The organism is Bradyrhizobium sp. WSM1253 (genome assembly GCF_000244935.1).
In the GTDB taxonomy this organism is placed as follows: Bacteria; Pseudomonadota; Alphaproteobacteria; order Rhizobiales; family Xanthobacteraceae; genus Bradyrhizobium; species Bradyrhizobium canariense.
This window is the reverse complement of the sequence record NZ_JH600073.1, coordinates 4704115-4723447: the sequence shown is the minus strand read 5'-3', so window position 1 is coordinate 4723447 and position 19333 is coordinate 4704115. Positions and strand designations below refer to the sequence as shown.

Here is a 19333-nt window from a genome sequence, read left to right as displayed (position 1 = left end):
GCCGCGACCCGGCCTGCCGCTCTGCTGGCATCATGCAAAAGCAAGCCATTTTCCAGTCAAGGCTGTTACCGTACGCGCTGGTTGCGCCGCAGCTCGCGATCGTCCTGATTTTCTTCTATTGGCCGGCCCTGCAGGCGGTGATCCAGTCCTTCCTGCTCCAGGATGCGTTCGGTCTGTCGACCACCTTTGTCTGGTTCGAGAATTACATCGAGCTGTTCAAGGACGCGGCCTATTTCGAGGCGATCGCCCGAACGTTCTTCTTCTCGTTCGCCATCGCCGTCTCGTCGCTGTCCTTCGCGCTGCTGCTCGCCGTGATGGCGGACAAGCCGCTGCGTGGCTCGATGCTCTACCGCACGCTCCTGATCTGGCCCTATGCGGTGGCGCCGCCCGTGGTCGGCGTGCTCTGGATCTTCATGCTGCATCCCTCGCTCGGCGTGCTCTCGCGCTATCTGCGCAACGTGGGCATCGACTGGAATCCGCTGCTCGACGGCGACCAGGCCGCGGCGTTGATCATCCTCGCCGCCGCGTGGAAGCAAATCTCCTATAATTTCCTGTTCTTCCTCGCAGGCCTGCAAGCGATCCCCAAGAGCGTGTTCGAGGCCGCCGCGATCGATGGCGCCCGTCCGATGCGGCGGTTCTGGACCGTGACTTTCCCGCTGCTATCGCCGACCATCTTCTTCCTGCTGGTGGTCAACATCGTCTACGCCTTCTTCGACACGTTCGGCATCATCGACACTATGACCCGCGGCGGACCCGGAACGTCGACGGTCACGCTGGTCTACAAGGTCTATTCCGACGGCCTGCTTGGCGGCAATCTCGGCAGCTCGGCGGCGCAGTCGGTGATCCTGATGGTCATGGTCATCGTGCTCACCGGAATCCAGTTCCGGTTCGTCGAACGCAAGGTGACCTACTGATGGTCGAGGAAGAGGGCTTCCGGCGCTACATCGCCCATATCATCCTCTGGATCGGGATCGCGATCGTCGCTTTCCCCGTCTACATCGCGTTCGTCGCTTCGACCCAGGACAACGCGCTGATCGCCAACGGACAGATGTCACTGCTGCCGGGCGGTCATTTCTTCGAGGTTTACTACCAGACCATTTTCGTCGGCACGAGCGGATCGACCCGCGAGCCCGTCGGCAACATGATGCTGAACTCGCTGGTGATGGCCTTGCTGATCGCGGTCGGCAAGATCGCAATCTCGATCATCTCGGCCTACGCGATCGTCTATTTCCGCTTTCCGTTCCGGATGCCGATCTTCTGGATCATCTTCATCACGCTGATGCTGCCGGTCGAGGTCCGCATCTATCCGACCTACAAGATCGTCGCAGATCTGCACATGCTCGACAGCTATGCGGGCCTGTCGCTGCCGCTGATCGCCTCGGCCACCGCGACGCTGCTGTTCCGCCAGTTCTTCATGACGGTGCCGGACGAGCTGCTGGAGGCCTCGCGCATCGACGGCGCCGGTCCCCTGCGCTTCTTCTGGGACACGCTGCTGCCGTTGTCGCGCACCAACATGGCGGCGCTGTTCGTGATCCTCTTCATCCTCGGCTGGAATCAATATCTCTGGCCGCTGCTGATCACCACCCGCGACGACATGCAGACCATCCAGGTCGGCATCCGCAAGATGATCACCACCACTGACGCGCTGACCGAATGGCCGATCGTGATGGCGACCGCCGTGCTCGCGATGCTGCCGCCGGTGTTCGTCGTCGTCGTAATGCAGAAATTGTTCGTGCGCGGACTCGTGGAGACGGAAAAGTAAATCCCATGGCTAACGTCACTCTGCGCAACGTCCGCAAAACCTATCCCGGCGGCTTCGAGGCCATCAAGGGCGTCAACGTCGATGTCGGCGACGGCCAGTTCTGCGTGCTGGTCGGTCCCTCCGGCTGCGGCAAGTCGACATTGCTGCGCATGGTCGCGGGCCTCGAGACCGTCACCGGCGGCGAGATCGACATCGGCGGCCGCATCGTCAACCAGATCGAGCCCGCCGACCGCGACATCGCGATGGTGTTCCAGAACTACGCGCTCTATCCGCATATGAGCGTCTTCAACAACATGGCCTACGGCCTGCGCAACCGCGGCATGAAGGAGGCCGAGGTCAAGACCCGCGTCGACGAAGCCGCGCGCGTGCTCGAGCTCACCTCGATGCTGGAGCGCAAGCCGCGCCAGCTCTCCGGCGGCCAGCGCCAGCGTGTCGCCATGGGCCGCGCCATCGTGCGTCAGCCAAAAGTGTTTCTGTTCGACGAGCCGCTGTCCAACCTCGACGCAAAACTCCGCATCGCGATGCGGGTCGAGATCCGCAAATTGCAGCGCCGGCTCAACACCACGTCGATCTACGTCACCCACGACCAGCTCGAGGCGATGACTCTCGCCGACGTTCTCGTGGTCATGAATGGCGGTCAGGTCGAGCAGGTCGGCAATCCCCTGGCGATCTACGAAAAGCCGGCCACGACCTTCGTCGCCTCCTTCATCGGCGCGCCGCCGATGAACCTGATGTCGATTCGCGCCGATGAAATCAAATCGCAGCTCGGCAGCACTAACGCCGGCATCCTCGGCATCCGCCCGGAAGACTTCGTGATCACCGACCAGACCCCGGCCGGCGGCGTCACGCTCCCGCTCACCGTGGAAGCGATCGAGCGCGTCGGCGCCGAAACCTTCGTCTACGGCACGCGGGCTCAGGACGAGCAGCGCATCGCTGCCAATCCCGGCGAGCTGCCGGCCGGCGAGGTCATCGTCCGCATTCCCGGCTCAGAGGCACCGCCGATCGGCGAGAAGATCCGCGTCGCAGCGACGCGCCAAAAGCTGCATCTGTTCAGCGGCGACGGCCGGACGCGGATTGAGGCCTGACCGGGTTCCGCGGGGCCGCCGATTAAAAAACGCGAAAACAACCCCATGCACCATAGAAGGGGGTTTGTTTTCGTTGAGAAAAATCGCGCCGCAATTTCGTCGTGCCGGGCTTGTCGCAGGCGTTTCGCGCCATGACGACAAGTCGGCATTTGTGCATGGCAGAGTAAGTGAGCTGCCAATCCACAGCCCCCGGCTACGTCCTTGAACCTACAAGCGGATATGCCCATATTGCTGATCAAGGGGTGCCTGTACGGGGCCCTGATGCACCAAAGTCGCTTCGAGAGGACTTTGTAAACTATGTCTCGTGTTCCCACGCTTTCCAGTCCGTTCCTTCTGGGCTTCGACGAGATCGAGCGCGTGCTCGATCGGGTCGTCAAAGGCGCCGACGGTTACCCTCCCTACAATATCGAGAGGTGCGACCGGTCGGAGGGCCAGCCCGAGCGGTTGCGGATCACGCTGGCGGTCGCCGGATTCACCCGCGACCAACTCGATGTAACCATTGAGGAAAACCAGCTCGTCATTCGCGGACGGCAGCAGGACGACAAGACCCGGCAATACATCCATCGCGGCATTGCCGCGCGCCACTTCCAGCGCACTTTCGTGCTGGCGGAGGGGATGCTGGTGCTGGGTGCGGATCTGAAGAACGGATTGCTGGCGATCGATCTTGCCCGGCCGGAACCGGAGAGGATCGTTAAGACAATCGCTATCAATGAGCACGAATAATGGAACGAGTAGCGGACTCGACCGCTTAGTTTCTGTGAAGGAGTCGAGACCATGAGTGAAGGTCACGTTGCGTTCGAATACGAAGCCAAGAACGTCTCGCCCGAGACGCTGGCAACCCTCGGCGAAGGCCATATCGCCTATGTGAAGCAGATCCGCTCTGAGGATGTGCCGGGCCTGTTTCCCGAAGCGCCGAAGATCGCGCCGGGCCTCAAGCTCTTCGCGCTCCACGCCGCCGACGGCACGCCGATCATGCTGACCGACAGCCGCGAAGCCGCGATCGCCAACGCCTGGAGCAACGAGCTGCAAGCGGTGAGCGTGCACTGAGCACGCGCGCGTCGCACGAATAGAGTTTCAAGCGGGCATGCCTTCGAAGGAAGGGGTGCCCGCTTTGCTTTTAACGTACACTTGGTCCAAGTCCGGGGTCGCTTTAGATTGGCTCGATCGAGCCACGCGCTCCCTCAACCTCTCCCGCTTGCGGGGGAGGTCGGCGCGAAGCGCCGGGTGGGGGCTTTCTCCTCGCGGGGGTACTCTCCACCATCTCAACAATCCCAACGCGGAGACACCCCCACCCCAGCCCTCCCCCGCAAGCGGGAGAGGGAGCACACTGTCTTCGCAGCAGAGATTGAGCTTCATCAGATCACAACGACGACGGAGATCGCGGAATGCCCAAACCCGAAGAGATCAATCAAGATTGGGCACAAGCGATGGCTGCCGACTCGAACAGGATGTCGACGTCACCAAACCTTAGCGATCCAAATGCTCAGCCGACCGGTGGAGATATTGTCGTTGCACTCGCGAATTCGCCACTCGTAGGGATCGAAATTGCTCGACTATCCATTCGACCCACGGTGCGATCAGAACCACGAGATATGGACGAGTGGTTTTAAGTTACGCCGCAGTCGCCGGCGGCAGCGCGAGCACCGAATAGATCGCCTGGGCATCGCGCGAGGCGCGGAGTTTTTTCGCGATGTCCTGGTCGCGGAGCAGGCGGGCGATGCGGGCTAGTGCCTTCAAATGATCGGCGCCGGCGCCTTCGGGGGCGAGCAGCAGGAAGACGAGATCGACCGGCTGGCCGTCCATCGATTCGAAATCGATCGGACGATCGAGGCGCGCGAACAGTCCGAAGATCTTTTCCAGCTTGGGCAGCTTGCCGTGGGGAATGGCGACGCCGTAGCCGACCGCGGTGGTGCCGAGCTTCTCGCGTTGCAGGAGCACTTCGAACACGGAACGCTCGTTCTGCCCGGTCAGCTCGGCGGCCCTGGCCGCGAGTTCCTGAAGCGCCTGCTTCTTGCTGTTGACTTTCAATGCCGGGAGAATCGCCTCGGGCGCGACCAGATCGGTAATCGGCATGGAAGTCTTCCGAGGTGAATGAAAACGTCAGGTTCCGAATTGGCCAGCCTGGACAAAGAACCTGGGCGGGCCGACGTCAAGAAGATGAAGCAGGAGGCGGACTTAGCTCGCCCCTGATGTGGGGGGCTTCTACTCCAACGCAATCCCGGTGCCAACTCCCGCGTGCAGCTTTGCCCCGGTCATTGTTAAGGCGGAAAGGAGCCCCCGCGCCGGGCCGCAGGGGCGTCGTCCGACGGCCTCAGGCCTTGCCAGCCACCTTGCCGTCCGCCTTGACCCCCGGGGGGTCGATCCAGCCGACATTGCCGTCGGCCCGGCGGTAAATGATGTTCACCCGGCCCGAGGAGCCGTGCTGAAACACCAGGCAGGGCGCCCCGCTGAGGTCGAGTTCCATGACTGCTTCGCTGACGGACAGCGGCTTCAGCGAGGTGGTGGCCTCGGCGATGATGACGGGGCTGTAGCCGGTGATTTCGTCCTCGTCCTCACCTTCGCCCGGCGCCTCCAGCACGTAGCTGGTGGCATCCATGGCGGCCAGCGCCGCGGAGGCGACATGGGCCTTGCGGGCGGAGCGGTCCTTGAGCCGGCTCTTGTAGCGCTTGAGCCGCTTCTCGATCATCAGCAGCGCCTGGTCGGCACTGGCATAGGCATCCGGTGCGTTCGAATCGGCCTCAAGCGTAATTCCCGAATCAAGATGCAGCGCACAGTCGGTGCGGAAGCCGAAGCCGTCCTTGCTCAGCGTGATGTGGCCGGAATAATTACCGTCGAAATATTTGCGCAGGACCTCTTCAGTCCGGTCGGTGACGCGGCCGCGCAGGGCCTCGCCGACGTTGACGCTCTTTCCCGAGATGCGGAGAGTCATGTGAACCTCGCTTGGTTCGTGCCTGGCCAGGATCGGGCCCGATAGCGGATCGAGAGTAGCGCGATTTGGCGCCGACGCAATCAGGCCGGTTCGGGATTGCGGGAGCGATCGGCCATGGCGGTGGAGAGGACGTTACCAAGAGCGCTCTGCTTGTCGCGACGGCGTTGCACCGAGGAAGGAATGCGCATGGCTTCGCGGTACTTCGCGACCGTGCGGCGGGCGATATCAATGCCCGAGCCGCGCAAGCGTTCCACGATGGTGTCGTCGGATAGGATCGCGGACGGCGCCTCCGCATCGATCAGCAGCTTGATGTGGTGACGCACGGCTTCGGCCGAATGCGCCTCGCCGCCATCGGCCGAGGCGATCGAGGCCGTGAAGAAATATTTCAGCTCGAACGTGCCGCGATTGGTCGCCATGTATTTGTTGGCGGTGACGCGCGACACCGTGGATTCATGCATCTGGATGGCGTCGGCGACGGCCTTCAGATTCAGCGGTCGCAGATGCGCCACGCCATGGGTGAAGAAGCCGTCCTGCTGGCGCACGATCTCGGTTGCGACTTTCAGGATGGTGCGAGCGCGCTGGTCGAGCGCACGCACCAGCCAGGTCGCGTTCTGAAGCGCGTCGGTGAAATACGATTTGTCGCCGTCCTTGCCGATCTTCTTCGAGAGCTGCGAATAGTAGGTCTGGTTGACCAGCACGCGCGGCAAGGTGTCGCTGTTGAGCTCGACATGCCAGCCGCCATCGGGGCCCGGGCGGACATAGACATCGGGCACCATGGTCTGGAGCCGGGCTGTACCGAACTTCATGCCGGGCTTGGGATTGAGCCGGCGGATCTCGCCGATCATGTCGGCGATGTCCTCGTCGTCGACGCCGCAGAGCTTGCGCAAGGCCGCGACGTCGCGCTTGGCGAGGAGATCGAGATGCTCGACCAGGGCCTGCATCGCGGGATCGTAGCGGTCGAGCTCGCGGAGCTGGATCGCCAGGCATTCGCTCAAATTGCGCGCGCAGACGCCGGGCGGATCGAATTTTTGCAGCACGGCAAGAACGTTCTCGACATCCTGCTGCGATGCGCCCAGCCGTTCGGCGGCCTGGCCGAGATCCGGGGGCAGATAGCCGGCCTCGTCGACGAGGTCGATCAAATACTGGCCGATCATGCGCTGCGCTGCGCCGGTGAAGGCAACCGAGAGCTGCTCGGCGAGATGGTCGCCGAGCGTGGTCTCCGCGGCGACGAAGGCTTCGAGATTGTAGTCCTCGTCACCGGAGGCGCCGCCGCCCCATTCGGTATAGGTGGTCGGCGCCGCATCCTGGGCGTTGCGCGCGGCCGCTTCGGCGGGTTCCTCGGAGAAGACGTTGTCCAGCCCGGTGTCCATGGTCTGCTCGATCTCGGCGCGGGTGCCGAGATCCTTGCTCATCCACTCTTCCTGGCCGGGCTCGAAGGCTTCGCCCGGGCCGCCGCCCGGCTCGTCGTTGTGGCCGCCATCGCTGTCGTTGAACTGGCCGGTCTCGGCCGGGCCCTCGCCCACGGGCGGCTCGTCGTTGGCCCGTTCCAGCAACGGGTTACGCTCGAGTTCCTCTTCGACGAACGTCGTGAGATCGAGGTTGGACAATTGCAGCAGCTTGATCGCCTGCATCAACTGCGGCGTCATGACTAGCGACTGCGATTGCCGGAACTCTAATCTCTGCGAAAGCGCCATGAAGCAAGAACCGATCCCAAAAAGTTGGTCCGATTTTTGCTTATCTTAGTCCGAGCCCGATGTACACGTCTTGACGAAATGGAAAAACGGGCTAGAGGCGGAATTCCTCGCCAAGGTAAAGGCGGCGCACGTCCGGATCGGCGACGATCTCATCCGGGCTGCCCTCGGTCAGGATTTCCCCGGCATAGACGATGTAGGCGCGATCGGTGAGGCCGAGCGTCTCGCGCACATTGTGGTCGGTGATCAGCACGCCGATGCCGCGGTTGGTGAGATGGCGGACAAGGTCCTGGATGTCGCCGACCGCGATCGGATCGATGCCGGCAAAGGGCTCGTCGAGCAGCATGTAGTTCGGACGCGTCGCCAGCGCGCGCGCGATCTCGACGCGGCGCCGCTCACCGCCGGACAGCGCGATCGACGGCGATTTCCGCAGGCGCGTGATGTTGAATTCGTCGAGCAGCGAGTCGAGCTGCTGCTCGCGCTTCTTGCGCGAGGGCTCGACCACTTCGAGCACGGCGCGGATGTTCTGCTCGACGGTGAGACCGCGGAAGATCGAGGCTTCCTGCGGCAGATAGCCGATGCCGAGCCGTGCGCGCTGATACATCGGCAGCTTGGTGACGTCGTGGCCGTCGAGCTCGATGGCGCCGCGATCGGCCTTGATCAGGCCGGTGATCATGTAGAACACGGTGGTCTTGCCGGCGCCGTTGGGCCCGAGCAGGCCGACCGCTTCGCCGCGGCGCACATAGATGCTGACGCCGCGCACGACTTGGCGGCTGCCAAAACTCTTTTCCACGCTATGCACAGCCAGGAAGCCCGGCCGCTTCAAGAGCTGAGGCCCGCCGGAACCGTTGGCCCTGCCGGCGGCCCTCACGGGATGAACCGCCTGGGCCCGGGGCGGCTCGGCCTCATAGTCGCCTTGGAACTGATCGGGCGCATGCATCGGCTGGTTCCGGGCGATCGGCGGCGCGTCCCTGACTGGGCTGGCCACGAGGCCGCCGACGCTGTCACCGAGCGCGGTGATGTCCTGGCGTGCAAATCCTGGCCGGCCGCGTTTGGCGGGGTGCCGACGGAACATGCTGAAGAGATCGACCATCCCCGCCTTCTAGCCTTTCGCGACGATCCTGCGCGATCTTCGCGCGATCTGCCGCGCCGGCCTCAGGATTCGCCGACGCAGCATGAATGAAGGCATGTCTCATGCCCAGTGAAACACGCCCGAAAAGCGGCGAACCCCGCTTCGAAAGCCCTTCGCGCTAGATACAGTCTCGGCGGGCAAGCTTCAACCTCGGATCGGGATCATCCAGATCAAGGCGTTGAAATCGCGAACGGAATTTACTTTGGCTTGTTCCCGCCGGGCAACTGCAAAGGCGGGGCCGTGCCCGGGGCCACCGGCGTCCCGCATTTGCCGTTCTGTCCGCCCTGGGACTGGATGAACAGGCCTTGCACCCTTCCGCTGTCCGACTCCACCCGGGAGACGCCGGTGGTCATGTCGACCAGGAGGCGGTCGCCGCGCAGCACGTTCTGGCACTGCGTCAGCACGACCTGGCTCCCAGCTCCGCCGAGCATGGTGATGAGATTGGTCTTCGTATCGAACACCGCGGTCTCGCCGGTCACCACCTGGTCCTTTTGGGTGACCACGACATTGCCGCGTGCCTCCAGCCGCTTGATCGAGGAGCTACCGCCCGGGCCCGGTGTCGCCGACTGGATCGGCGCGGCCTTCGCACCCTTTGCTGCCGCAGGCTGCGGCGTCGCCGGCTTGTCGCCGCCCGAGTCGTAGAACACCACCAGCGTCTTCGAGGTCATGGTGGTATCGCCCTGCACGACCTTCACGTTGCCCGAGAAGGTCGCCTCCTTTTTCTTATCGCGCATCTCGAGCGATGCAGCGTCGATCTGGATCGGCTGATCGCGGTTCTGCGAAAAACCCTGCATCGCGTTGGGCACGCTCGCCGAGCTCTGTGCGTGCGCCGCATCTGCAGTGAGCAGCAAGAGACCGGAGACAAGCGTCGCTACACTGACAGCAATGCGACGCTTGCTCAGATGAAGATGGGTCATGAGAATCATTTTGAATTCGCGGATTTGTTCTTGGACTTCGCCGCCGGCGGCGGCGTGGGCTCGACCGGCGCGGGCGCGCTGGCGGCGGGATCGTCCAGCTTGTCGAGGTGCATCACCACATTGCCTTCGAAGCGGATGACGTCGCCGCCCTCCGTGATCCGCAGCCGATCGGCGGTCAGCGTTCCGTTGGTCAGCTTGACGTCGACATGCTCATCAGAGGAGACCGTGCCCTTGCCCATGTCGACGAAGGCCGAGTTCAGCCGCGCCTCATAGCCGGTCGAGGTGCGCAGGAAGATGTCCTTGTGCAGGTCGAGCTGCTGCTGCTTGTTGTCGAATCTTCCGGTGCGGGCATCGAGAAACAGGGTCGATTGGTCTTCCATCAGCACTTTCGCGCGCAAATCATGGAGATCGACATGATCGGGATCGGTGATGTCCTGGGTCGCGGTCTTGGCCCAGAGCTCGTAGGGCCGTTGGTCCGGAGTAAAGCCGGACATATGCGGCGATTCCATCGTGATCTTGGTGCCTGTGACCACGAGATTTCCGGAGTCGAGCTTCACGGGGATCTGGAACGGGTTGAAAATGGTCGAGATAAGGACGAGCAGACCCATTGCCGCAGCCACTGTCGCCGGCACCGCGACGCGCAGAATCCGCACCAGGCGGCTGTGGCGCGCCGCGCTGGCGAACTTCGCCGCAAGCGCGGCATCATAGGTGACATTATGGGCCGAATTCACCTGGGCTCCTGAGGTGTCGCTCGCCTGGTCCGGCTGGCGGGCGCCCCATTGTAGCCGGCAACGCCAAAATATGCAGCCAGCGACAGGCCGTTACGAAAGTGTCTGAAACGGGGCGACCGCCCCAACCCGGCCGCGACGCGAAACGCTAGGAATGCGCGAAAATGTCCTCTTCGGCCCAGCCCTGGAGATCGAGCAAAGCACGGGTCGGCAGGAAGTCGAAACAGGCCTTGGCCAGCGCGGTGCGGCCTTCCCGCGCCAGCATGGCATCGAGCCGCTCGCGCAAGCCGTGCAGATGCAGCACGTCGGAGGCGGCGTAGGCGAGTTGCGGCTCGGTCAGGCTGTCGGAACCCCAATCGCTCGATTGCTGCTGCTTGGAGAGGTCGACATTGAGCACCTCGCGCACGAGGTCCTTGAGGCCATGGCGGTCGGTATAGGTGCGGATCAGGCGGGAGGCGATCTTGGTGCAGTAGATCGGCCCGGTCATGACGCCAAACGTCTGGTACAGCACCGCGACGTCGAACCGCGCAAAGTGGAAGATTTTCGTGTTCGCGGGATTGGCCAGCAGGGCCTTCAGGTTCGGCGCGTCGGTATGCCCCTTGGGGATCTGCACCACGTCTGCGCTGCCGTCGCCGGGCGAGAGCTGCACCACGCAGAGCCGGTCACGATGCGGGTTCAGGCCCATGGTCTCGGTGTCGATCGCCACCGCTCCGGTGTAGCGGGACAGATCGGGCAGGTCGCCGCGGTGCAGGCGTACGGTCATGGCGTTTCAAACCTCAATCGAATCGGTGCGCTTTTGCAGGCTAATCCCCGGGACAGATGCTGGCGAGGGCCGGCCGCGATGTATCCGCTGGCAGCCGCCGGCGCAAGCATCAGGCGCGGCTAGTAATTCAGGCGCACGAGCACGTCGTTGGTGGCGAACGGGCTGGCGGGCGCATCGCAAGCGCCGCGCCGCGCGAAGACGCAGGCCGGCTTGTCATCGCTCATCATCGCGCAACTTCGTTGCGAGAAATCCGCCGGCAATTCGCTGGCCACGCTCGCCGGCCCGATGATGCGGTTGAACCCGGCCCGGTGCGTCTGCACCATAGCTGGAAGACGCCCCTTGGCCAGGGGGTCGTCCCGATAAAAGGAATAGATCGGCCGGCGGGCCGCGAGCTGCCCACGTCCGGGCACAAAGGGATAGTTGATCGCGTAGAGGGCCAGACCGCAGGCTTCAGGATCGGCCTCGAGCTCCGCCATCAACTGGGCCACGCCGATGCCGCGCATCCAGTTGTCACGCATGATGAGCGTAGCGCCCGACAGACCGAGCGAGAGCAGCAGCCAGCCGCCACATACGACGGCGAGTGCCCGGGAGCGCCACGCGCTTTGCCGGCGCATCATCTCGACCCAATCGGCGGAGCCAAGCGCCGCCGCGATGATCAGCAGAGCGATCGACAGGAAAATGAAACGGTATTCCTTGTGCACGATCATGCTGTGAAACGCGACGTTCACGACGGCCGCGACGATCAGCAGGGGGGCATGTCGCCAGCCGCGCCAGAGCGCCAGCAGCATCAGCAGCGTCGCGCCCGACCACAGAATTGAAGCCTGCAGAACGTACGCGGCCGCCGGCGCGTCACCGAATTCCGATGCCCGGTCATGCAGGAGGTTTTGCTGAATATTCCGGACGAGCCACGCAAACGGCGCTGAGCCGTGGGCCAGGTCGAGGGCGCCGGACAGCGCCAGGACGATGCAAGCGCCCGCGACCAGCGCAATCGCGTTTCGCAGGTCGCGCCAGCACGCCGCCAACGCAAACACCGCACAAGCCGGTACATATTGAAAGCGCCAGACACAGGCGAGAGCAAGCAGTGCGCCTGCGGTGAAGAGCCGGTTTCGCGCGAGTTCGCCCGTCAGCAGATAGGCCGCCGGCAGGATCACGGCCGTCGCCAGCGGTTCGCTCAGCGTGTGGGGCGCGTAGTAGACCAGCTCAAACCAGACCGCGGCGGCAAACGCCGCGACGACGGCATGCGATCTGGAGATGCGTTCGCCGAAATGCCAGGCCGTCACGACGATCGACAACGAGGCAAGCCCGACCACCAGGCGAGGCACGACGAAGGCGCCCCACCCGCCCGGCGCAAGCCAGTCCCCCAGAGCGACCGGCCCTGCGAACAAGGTCGGCAGAAACCAGCTCCGGATACCGTCGCGCCATTCCCAGGTGACGACCCCCTGGTGACCAAGCAGGCGCCAGGCCGGCTCGAGATATTGATACAGCTCGTCGACGTGAACGATGTTCGGCCAGAAGGCGAGCGGCAGCCGGACTGCCGCAGCCAGCAGCAGCAATGCGCACAAGGCACCGTACCGCATCGCGAAGCTCTCGGCTCTGACGGCGGGCGCGATGTCGGGCAGAGCCGCGGCGCTGGTGGTCATTGTCGTTTGGTGTCGCCGGCCAAACCGGAGTGGGGCCTGACGTAAACGGTCTCGTAAGCGCCGGTGTATTGCTCGCGCCAGCCTCGCCGCTTCACCAGAAACTGCCGCAGCTGTTCGTGCGCCTTGACCCACAGCACGGCGTCGATCCGGTATTTATCGAGCACCATGTCCCACGCGGCTTCGTCGATCTCCCAGCTCACCAGCTTGAAATAGTCGCGCAGCAAATCGTCCGGATAGGCGGTCGCGGCGCGACCATCGACGAATGGGGAGACCGTGCCGTGCGTCGCGAAAATCAAGTAGCCGCCGACGTTCCAATTGTTCAGGACCCGCCGACCTGCGAGATGCTCTCGCAGGTAGCCGGCATCTTCGCTCGACAGCATCGGCGGAAGCGCGAGCGCCGGCGCAACGCGCAAATAGACAATCGGCAGGGTGCCGAGACCGACGATGCCCGCGGCCAGCAACGGTCCACGCACGTCAAGCGCAGTGAGACGCCGAGGCAGCAAGCGGCTGAGGTGAAGCGCCATCGGTGCGGTCGAGAAGATGAAGAAGAAAGCGATGTACCTGAACTGATACAGCCCCAGAATCAGGAACAGCCAGGACATCAATCTCGGCTCGAGCGGGATGGGCCTGGAGTTTCTGTAGCGGAGCTCGAGCGCGACAAAGGCCAACATGTACAGGATGCCGGGAATGCTGCCCGGCATTTCCATGTTGTGATAGTAAGACAGCCATTCGCCGATATTGCCCTGGACGAAGTGCCCCATCGTTGCGGCGGCACCGGCATAGATATTCCAGCCGAGCGGATTGACGAAGGTCGCGGCAAGGCACGCGATGCCCGCGAGAGCAAGGATCCTGAGGTCGGCCCAGGCCCCTCTAAGCACGGCGGCGCCGCAGAAGACGCCGATCACGAAAAAGCCGAGCAGGAAACCGCCGTGCAGATTGGCCCAGAGCACCATCAACAGGGGAAGCACGAACCATCGCGTTCGTCTCAGGCATTCGCGATAGAAGACGACGCAGAACAACATCGTGCATGTATTCGGCGAGACCGCGAGATACATGTTCGGCGAGGCTTCGTATGCGGGATAGAGCAGGCAGGCCAAGAAGACCGAAACGCAGACGGCGATCGCCGACGCGCCGTAGCCGAGAGAGATCGCGGTCAGGATGCCGACGATCGCCGCGCCGCAGGCCACCGTCAGCAGGACGAGGCCGCCAAAGCCTGCGTATTGAAATGTCGCACTGGCAAGCGCGTCCCAGAGCCAGGACAGATTGAGCCATGGCTTGTCGCCATGGGTGAACGACCATGGGTCCTCGAGCGGGAGTGCGTTGCGTTCCCGGATGAGATCTCCGGCCGCCAGATGCCAGCCCAAATCGTAGTGACCGAGCAGAAGCGGCGCGTTCAAGACGTAGAACAGGCAGATGAAGGAGATCAGGAACAGATAAATCCCCGACCTCAGGAAAAACGGGCTGATCGCGTTCGCAACCTTGTCGAATGCCGGCTCGTGCCAGACTTGGTGCTGATCCACCGCTTCCCTCACGACAAAGCGAGCCCGATGGCTCCGCGCTCGCCGACGGCCGGATGCGAGCCTGCCGGCTGACTTAGGGCCAGTTTGTCTAAAGTGGGGTAAATTCGGATCGTGCAATCGAGGGGTTTGGCGGAATAAATTCGGCTGGAGGGCGGGCTTCCGAAGCTTTCAAGCAGCTGTTTAGACTTGAAAATTCCAGCGTCCAATAATAGTTATTAGAGGTCGAACGGAGGTTCCGGTATGGCTGTGAGCGCCGATTTAGGAGAGACGCTCGAGAGCGTGATGAACGAGCTCGTGGCGTCCGGTCGATACCATTCCAAGAGCGAGGTGCTGCGTGAGGGCGTACGCCTCGTCCAGGAAAGAGAGGCCAGGCTGGCCGCCCTGGACGCTTCGATTGCACGCGGACTCTCAGATGCCGACGCAGGCCGGACCAGAGCGGGCTCTGACGTGTTCGATCGGCTCGAAGCCAGATTGGCGGTCCAGACGGACGGCAAGTGATCCTCACCGTCAGCGCCGAGGCAGAGGCCGATCTCGAACAGATCGTGGCGTATGTCGCGGAGCAAAGTCCTGCGAGCGCCCTCAAGCTCGTTCGCACGCTGCGAGAAAAATGTGAGTCTTTGCTGGACGCCCCACGCGCCTATCCCTTGGTGCCGCGCTACGAGCAATTTGGCGTGCGCAGGCGTCCGTTCGGTCAATTTCTGATTTTCTATCGTGTGGGTGACGACGCGGTTGAGATCATTCACATCCTCCACGGCGCGCGCGACTACGAGGCGTTGCTGTTCCCTGAGGAGTAGTTCGCGATCGCCGCTTGCTCAACGTCGGGCAGATAGCCCGACAAGCAATTTCAATCGCTTAGGGAAAAGATGGTGCCCAGGAAAGGACTCGAACCTTCACGGCCGTTAAGCCACTGGCACCTGAAGCCAGCGCGTCTACCAATTCCACCACCTGGGCATGCCGGTTAGGCACGGAGGCGGTTACTACGGTTCGGTGACGCGGTTGTCAATTCATGCTTGAACCCCGCTTCGGGATGCGGATTGCGCATCGCAAACCGGCCCGATACAAGCCTGACGAGACGCACTCTTCCCGCAGGAACGGACCCCAGGAATGGATCCCATGGCATCGAATCTGGACACGCTCGTCACGGTTTTCGGCGGATCGGGGTTTTTGGGCCGGAATGTCGTCCGCGCGCTGTGCCGGCGCGACTACCGGATCCGGGTCGCGGTGCGGCGGCCGGAGCTGGCCGGGTACCTCCAGCCCTCCGGCAAGGTCGGGCAGGTCCACACCGTGCAGGCCAACGTGCGCTATCCGGCCTCGATCGAGGCGGCGCTGCGTGATTCGCATGTCGTGATCAATCTGGTCGGCATCCTCGCCGAGGGCGGCGCGCAGAGTTTTGATGCCGTCCAGGCCAAGGGCGCCGAGACCGTCGCCAAGGCGGCCGCGGCCGCTGGGGCAGACCTGATCCATGTCTCGGCGATCGGCGCCGACGCGGAATCGCCCTCGCGCTATGCCAGGGCCAAGGCGGCTGGCGAAGCGGCGGTGTTGGCCGCGGTGCCGTCGGCGACGATCTTCCGCCCCTCCGTGATGTTCGGCCCCGAGGACCAGTTCACCAACCGCTTCGCGGCGCTGGCGCGGATGTTGCCGGTGGTGCCGCTGATCGGCGGTGAAACCAGGATGCAGCCGGTCTATGTCGGCGACGTCGCCACCGCGGTCGCGGATGCCGTCGACGGCAAGGCCAAGGCGGGCGCGACCTACGAGCTCGGCGGACCGGAAGTGCTGACCATGCGCGAGATCATCGAGGCCATTCTCGAGATCGCCGATCGCAAGCGAATGCTCATGCCGCTGCCGTTTGGCCTCGCCCGCTTCAAGGCCAATTTCCTGCAATTCGCGCCGGGCGCGCTGAAGCTGACGCCGGACCAGGTCACGCTGCTCGCGCGCGATAATGTGGTGTCGGACGCGGCGAAGGCCGCTGGGCTAACGCTGGAAGGCCTCGGCATCACGCCCGACTCGCTTGAAGCGATCGCCCCGCAATATCTCTGGCGCTTCCGCGCCGCCGGGCAATTCCAGCGCAAGAGCGCGTAGGTATTTTTCACCTCTCCCCGCTTGCGGGGAGAGGTCGGATCGCCCTTGCGATCCGGGTGAGGGGGTACAGGTCCCACCGCGATCTCACGTGTGGAGAGAGGCCCCTCACCCCAACCCTCTCCCCGTAAGAACGGGGCGAGGGAGTGCACCGCGGGCTTGGTGCGAATCTCACAGTCGCGAGAATCTCCGCTTCTTAGCGCGTCGACGTCCTCGGAAGTTTACCGCCCCAGCGCCAGCGCGATCAGGCCGAGCGTGCCGACGATCACGCGCCACCAGGCGAACACCACGAAGCCGTGGCGGGTGACGTATTCCAGGAACGTCTTCACCACGATGATCGCGGTGACGAACGACACCACGAAGCCGATCGCGACGATGCCCATGTGGTCCATCGTCATCTCGGAGCGGTTCTTGTAGAAATCGTAGGCGAACGCGCCAATCATGGTGGGAATGGCGAGGAAGAACGAGAACTCCGCCGCCGCGCGCTTGTCGGCCCCCAGGAACATCGCCGCGACGATGCTGGCACCGGAGCGCGATACGCCCGGGATCATCGCGATGCACTGCGCGATGCCGATATAGAGATACATCAGCAGCGGAAACCGGGTGGCGTCGTGCTCGCGCGCCTTGAGATCGAGCTTATCGACCCAGAGCAGGATGGCGCCCCCGACGATCAGCGAGAAGCACACCACCCATGGATTGAACAGCATGCTCTTGATGTATTTGCCGGCGACGAGACCGACGACGACCGCGGGCAGGAACGCCACCAGCACGCCGAGCACGAAGCGGCGTGCATAGGCGTCGCCCGTGAACATGCCGATTGCGACGTCCCACAATTTCTTGAAGTACAACACGACGATCGCGAGGATCGCGCCGAGCTGGATCAGGACCGTAAACGAATCCCAGAACGCGCCTTCGCCGAGATGGAAGAAGCGTTCCGCGAGCAGCAAATGGCCTGTCGAGGACACGGGAAGGAACTCGGTCACACCCTCGATGATGCCGAGGATCACTGCCCGGATTGCATCTGACATATTTACGGTCCATTTCGGCTGGAAAAGCGGGGATCTTCTCGCCCATCCGCTCCCTTGCTGCAATCGCAAAATGCGGCGTCGCGCCCTTGCTTCGCGGTTTTGAATGACTAGTGTGGCGCCGCACAAAACATTGATGGATTCTTAAGCACCATCACATAGTCAAAGGCTTCATGTTTACGCTGTTTCATCATCCGTTCTGCCCGCACTCGCGGTTCATCCGCCTGATCGCGGGAGAATACGGGCTTGAGCTGAAGTTGATCGAAGAGCGCAGCTGGGAGCGGCGCGAAGCATTTCTGCTGCTCAATGCGGCGGGCACGACGCCCGTCCTGGTGGACGACGAGCAGCCGCCGATCCCAGGCGCGGCGATCGTCGCCGAATATGTCGACGAGGCCTATGGCTCCGAGATGGGACTGAAGCGCCTGATGCCGGACACGATCGGCGAGCGCGTCGAGGTCCGCCGGCTGATGGCCTGGTTCAACGAAAAGTTTTTCGAGGAAGTCTCTCACCCGCTCGTCACCGAGCGCATCTACAAGCGCTTCATGAGCGAGGACAACGGCGGCGGACCGCCCTCGGCCGACGTGATGCGCGCCGCCAAGGCAAATGTGCGCTATCATCTGGCCTATATCGGCTGGCTGGCGCAGACGCGTAATTTCCTCGCCGGCGACCGGCTCAGCTACGCGGATCTCGCCGCCGCGGCGCACCTCTCGGCGATCGACTATCTGGGCGACGTGCCATGGAGCGAGGACGACGCGGCAAAGGCGTGGTACGCACGGGTGAAATCCCGCCCGTCGTTCCGTCCGCTGTTGAGCGAATGGCTGGCCGGCGTGCCGGCGTCGCGGACCTACGTGGACCTCGACTTCTGAATTCCGATCCGACCGAACTGAAGACGGCGCTTGCAAACGAGGCACGTGCGCTCGGCTTCGATTGCATCGGCATCACGGAGCCCGGCACGATCGAAAGCGCCGGAAAACATTTCCTCGAGTTCATCGCATCCGGCGGCCATGGCGACATGGACTGGCTCGCCGCGCAGCCGGAGCGCCGGGTCGATCCGCGCGGGCTGTGGCAGGACGTGCGCAGCGTCATCATGCTCGGCGTCAACTACGGCCCCGACCAGGATCCGCTCGCGATCCTGCAACAGCGCACGCGCGCGGCGATCTCGGTCTATGCGCAGGGCGACGACTATCACGACCTCATCAAGAAGCGCCTGAAGGCACTGGCGCGATGGCTGGTCGCGACCTCAACTTGTGAGGTGAAGCCTTGCGAAGTGAAGGTGTTCGTCGACACCGCGGCCGTGATGGAGAAGCCGCTGGCGCAAGCCGCGTATCTGGGCTGGCAGGGCAAGCACACCAATCTGGTCTCGCGCGAATTCGGCTCCTGGCTGTTTCTCGGCGCGATCTACACCACGCTGGAACTGCCGCGCGACGATTCCGAGATAGATCATTGCGGCTCGTGCCGGGCGTGCCTCGACATCTGCCCGACCGCCGCCTTCCCCGCGCCCTACAGGCTCGATGCAAGGCGATGCATCTCGTATCTCACCATCGAGAACAAGGGACCGATCCCGCGCGAATTTCGCAAAAACATCGGCAACCGCATCTATGGCTGCGATGATTGCCTCGCCGCCTGCCCCTGGAACAAGTTCGCGCAGGAGGGCCGCGAGGCCAAGCTCGCCGCACGTGACGTTTTGCGCGCGCCGGGTCTCGCCGAGCTCGCACGGCTCGACGACGCTGCGTTTCGTGCGCTGTTCACGAAGTCTCCGGTCAAGCGCATCGGCCGCGAGCGCTTTTTGCGCAACGTGCTGATCGCGATCGGCAACTCCGGCGATGCGGCACTGGCGGACGAGGCGCGGCGATTGCTGGAGGATGAGAGCGCGCTGGTGCGCGGGGCTGCGGTGTGGGCGCTAGGGCAGTTGATGCCGCGGGATGAGTTCGAAACGATCAGGACGAATGCGATTGTTGGCGAGCGCGACGAAAGCGTGCATGAGGAGTGGCGCACCGCCTCCTAGTTCCTCCGCTGTCATGCTCCGCGAAAGCGGGGCATCCAGTACGCCGCGGCGTCTCGACTG

Annotated in this window: 20 protein-coding genes and 1 tRNA gene; 10 read left to right on the top strand and 11 right to left on the bottom strand. The window is 63.4% G+C overall.

The genetic code is table 11. The annotated features are described in order from the left end of the window. Positions 1-32: 32 nt before the first annotated feature. The 5 genes from ugpA (at position 33) to BRA1253DRAFT_RS23780 (ending at position 3894) form a co-directional block, all read left to right on the top strand. Positions 33-914: a sn-glycerol-3-phosphate ABC transporter permease UgpA gene (ugpA, locus tag BRA1253DRAFT_RS23800; RefSeq protein WP_007598588.1), complete on the top strand. Its 882-nt coding sequence runs from the start codon at positions 33-35 to the stop codon at positions 912-914. Continuing rightward, positions 914-1762 carry a sn-glycerol-3-phosphate ABC transporter permease UgpE gene (gene ugpE, locus BRA1253DRAFT_RS23795; RefSeq protein ID WP_007598587.1) on the top strand — a complete coding sequence of 283 codons (849 nt, stop codon included), beginning with the start codon at positions 914-916 and terminating at the stop codon, positions 1760-1762. The genes ugpA and ugpE overlap by 1 nt, the downstream gene beginning before the upstream one ends. A gap of 5 nt (positions 1763-1767) precedes the next feature. After that, positions 1768-2847, top strand: a complete 1080-nt coding sequence (locus BRA1253DRAFT_RS23790) for a sn-glycerol-3-phosphate import ATP-binding protein UgpC (RefSeq protein ID WP_007598585.1) — start codon at positions 1768-1770, stop codon at positions 2845-2847. A gap of 297 nt (positions 2848-3144) precedes the next feature. Beyond that, positions 3145-3570 carry an Hsp20 family protein gene (locus BRA1253DRAFT_RS23785; protein WP_007598583.1) on the top strand — a complete coding sequence of 142 codons (426 nt, stop codon included), beginning with the start codon at positions 3145-3147 and terminating at the stop codon, positions 3568-3570. Positions 3571-3621: 51 nt separating this feature from the next. Continuing rightward, positions 3622-3894 carry a DUF1150 domain-containing protein gene (locus BRA1253DRAFT_RS23780; RefSeq protein WP_007598581.1) on the top strand — a complete coding sequence of 91 codons (273 nt, stop codon included), beginning with the start codon at positions 3622-3624 and terminating at the stop codon, positions 3892-3894. Between the two features lie 564 nt (positions 3895-4458). Here BRA1253DRAFT_RS23780 and ptsN read toward each other — a convergent pair. From ptsN to BRA1253DRAFT_RS23735, 9 genes are all read right to left on the bottom strand, one after another. Next, complete coding sequence (gene ptsN, locus BRA1253DRAFT_RS23775) at positions 4459-4920, bottom strand: PTS IIA-like nitrogen regulatory protein PtsN (protein WP_007598573.1); 462 nt, start codon at positions 4918-4920, stop codon at positions 4459-4461. A 238-nt stretch (positions 4921-5158) separates the two neighbouring features. After that, complete coding sequence (gene hpf, locus BRA1253DRAFT_RS23770) at positions 5159-5776, bottom strand: ribosome hibernation-promoting factor, HPF/YfiA family (protein WP_007598572.1); 618 nt, start codon at positions 5774-5776, stop codon at positions 5159-5161. Between the two features lie 80 nt (positions 5777-5856). Beyond that, complete coding sequence (gene rpoN, locus BRA1253DRAFT_RS23765; protein WP_007598570.1) at positions 5857-7470, bottom strand: RNA polymerase factor sigma-54; 1614 nt, start codon at positions 7468-7470, stop codon at positions 5857-5859. Positions 7471-7561: 91 nt separating this feature from the next. Next, positions 7562-8560 (bottom strand): LPS export ABC transporter ATP-binding protein, encoded by a 999-nt coding sequence (gene lptB / locus BRA1253DRAFT_RS23760; RefSeq protein WP_007598569.1) that lies wholly within the window; start codon positions 8558-8560, stop codon positions 7562-7564. 236 nt (positions 8561-8796) lie between these two features. Then, entirely contained in the window at positions 8797-9525 is a 729-nt protein-coding gene (locus BRA1253DRAFT_RS23755; protein WP_007598568.1) for an LptA/OstA family protein, read from the bottom strand. Next, on the bottom strand, positions 9522-10247 hold the full coding sequence (gene lptC, locus BRA1253DRAFT_RS23750; RefSeq protein ID WP_007598567.1) for an LPS export ABC transporter periplasmic protein LptC: 726 nt from the start codon (positions 10245-10247) through the stop codon (positions 9522-9524). The genes BRA1253DRAFT_RS23755 and lptC overlap by 4 nt, the downstream gene beginning before the upstream one ends. Before the next feature lie 145 nt (positions 10248-10392). After that, positions 10393-11007: a ribonuclease D gene (locus tag BRA1253DRAFT_RS23745; protein ID WP_007598566.1), complete on the bottom strand. Its 615-nt coding sequence runs from the start codon at positions 11005-11007 to the stop codon at positions 10393-10395. Positions 11008-11126: 119 nt separating this feature from the next. Then, on the bottom strand, positions 11127-12647 hold the full coding sequence (locus BRA1253DRAFT_RS23740) for a 4-amino-4-deoxy-L-arabinose transferase (protein WP_007598564.1): 1521 nt from the start codon (positions 12645-12647) through the stop codon (positions 11127-11129). Beyond that, positions 12644-14167, bottom strand: coding sequence for a hypothetical protein (locus BRA1253DRAFT_RS23735; protein ID WP_007598563.1), 1524 nt, complete (start codon positions 14165-14167; stop codon positions 12644-12646). The genes BRA1253DRAFT_RS23740 and BRA1253DRAFT_RS23735 overlap by 4 nt, the downstream gene beginning before the upstream one ends. A 240-nt stretch (positions 14168-14407) precedes the next feature. Here BRA1253DRAFT_RS23735 and BRA1253DRAFT_RS23730 point away from each other — a divergent pair, with 240 nt between their 5' ends. Both BRA1253DRAFT_RS23730 and BRA1253DRAFT_RS23725 read left to right on the top strand, forming a co-directional pair. After that, on the top strand, positions 14408-14665 hold the full coding sequence (locus tag BRA1253DRAFT_RS23730) for a type II toxin-antitoxin system ParD family antitoxin (protein WP_007598561.1): 258 nt from the start codon (positions 14408-14410) through the stop codon (positions 14663-14665). After that, on the top strand, positions 14662-14961 hold the full coding sequence (locus BRA1253DRAFT_RS23725; protein ID WP_007598560.1) for a type II toxin-antitoxin system RelE/ParE family toxin: 300 nt from the start codon (positions 14662-14664) through the stop codon (positions 14959-14961). Before BRA1253DRAFT_RS23730 ends, BRA1253DRAFT_RS23725 begins: the two co-directional genes overlap by 4 nt. Positions 14962-15031: 70 nt before the next feature. Here BRA1253DRAFT_RS23725 and BRA1253DRAFT_RS23720 read toward each other — a convergent pair. Beyond that, positions 15032-15118, bottom strand: a tRNA-Leu gene (locus BRA1253DRAFT_RS23720). A gap of 162 nt (positions 15119-15280) precedes the next feature. Here BRA1253DRAFT_RS23720 and BRA1253DRAFT_RS23715 point away from each other — a divergent pair. Next, complete coding sequence (locus tag BRA1253DRAFT_RS23715; RefSeq protein ID WP_007598555.1) at positions 15281-16246, top strand: complex I NDUFA9 subunit family protein; 966 nt, start codon at positions 15281-15283, stop codon at positions 16244-16246. A 218-nt stretch (positions 16247-16464) separates the two neighbouring features. On the opposite strand, the gene BRA1253DRAFT_RS23710 is transcribed toward BRA1253DRAFT_RS23715, so the two are convergent. Beyond that, a complete protein-coding gene (locus BRA1253DRAFT_RS23710; protein WP_007598554.1) occupies positions 16465-17271 on the bottom strand; it encodes an undecaprenyl-diphosphate phosphatase in 807 nt (268 codons plus the stop codon). 170 nt (positions 17272-17441) lie between these two features. On the opposite strand from BRA1253DRAFT_RS23710, the gene BRA1253DRAFT_RS23705 reads away from it, so the two are divergent. Both BRA1253DRAFT_RS23705 and queG read left to right on the top strand, forming a co-directional pair. After that, complete coding sequence (locus BRA1253DRAFT_RS23705; protein WP_007598553.1) at positions 17442-18134, top strand: glutathione S-transferase family protein; 693 nt, start codon at positions 17442-17444, stop codon at positions 18132-18134. Next, positions 18083-19273 carry a tRNA epoxyqueuosine(34) reductase QueG gene (queG, locus tag BRA1253DRAFT_RS23700; protein WP_007598552.1) on the top strand — a complete coding sequence of 397 codons (1191 nt, stop codon included), beginning with the start codon at positions 18083-18085 and terminating at the stop codon, positions 19271-19273. Before BRA1253DRAFT_RS23705 ends, queG begins: the two co-directional genes overlap by 52 nt. Positions 19274-19333: the final 60 nt, after the last annotated feature.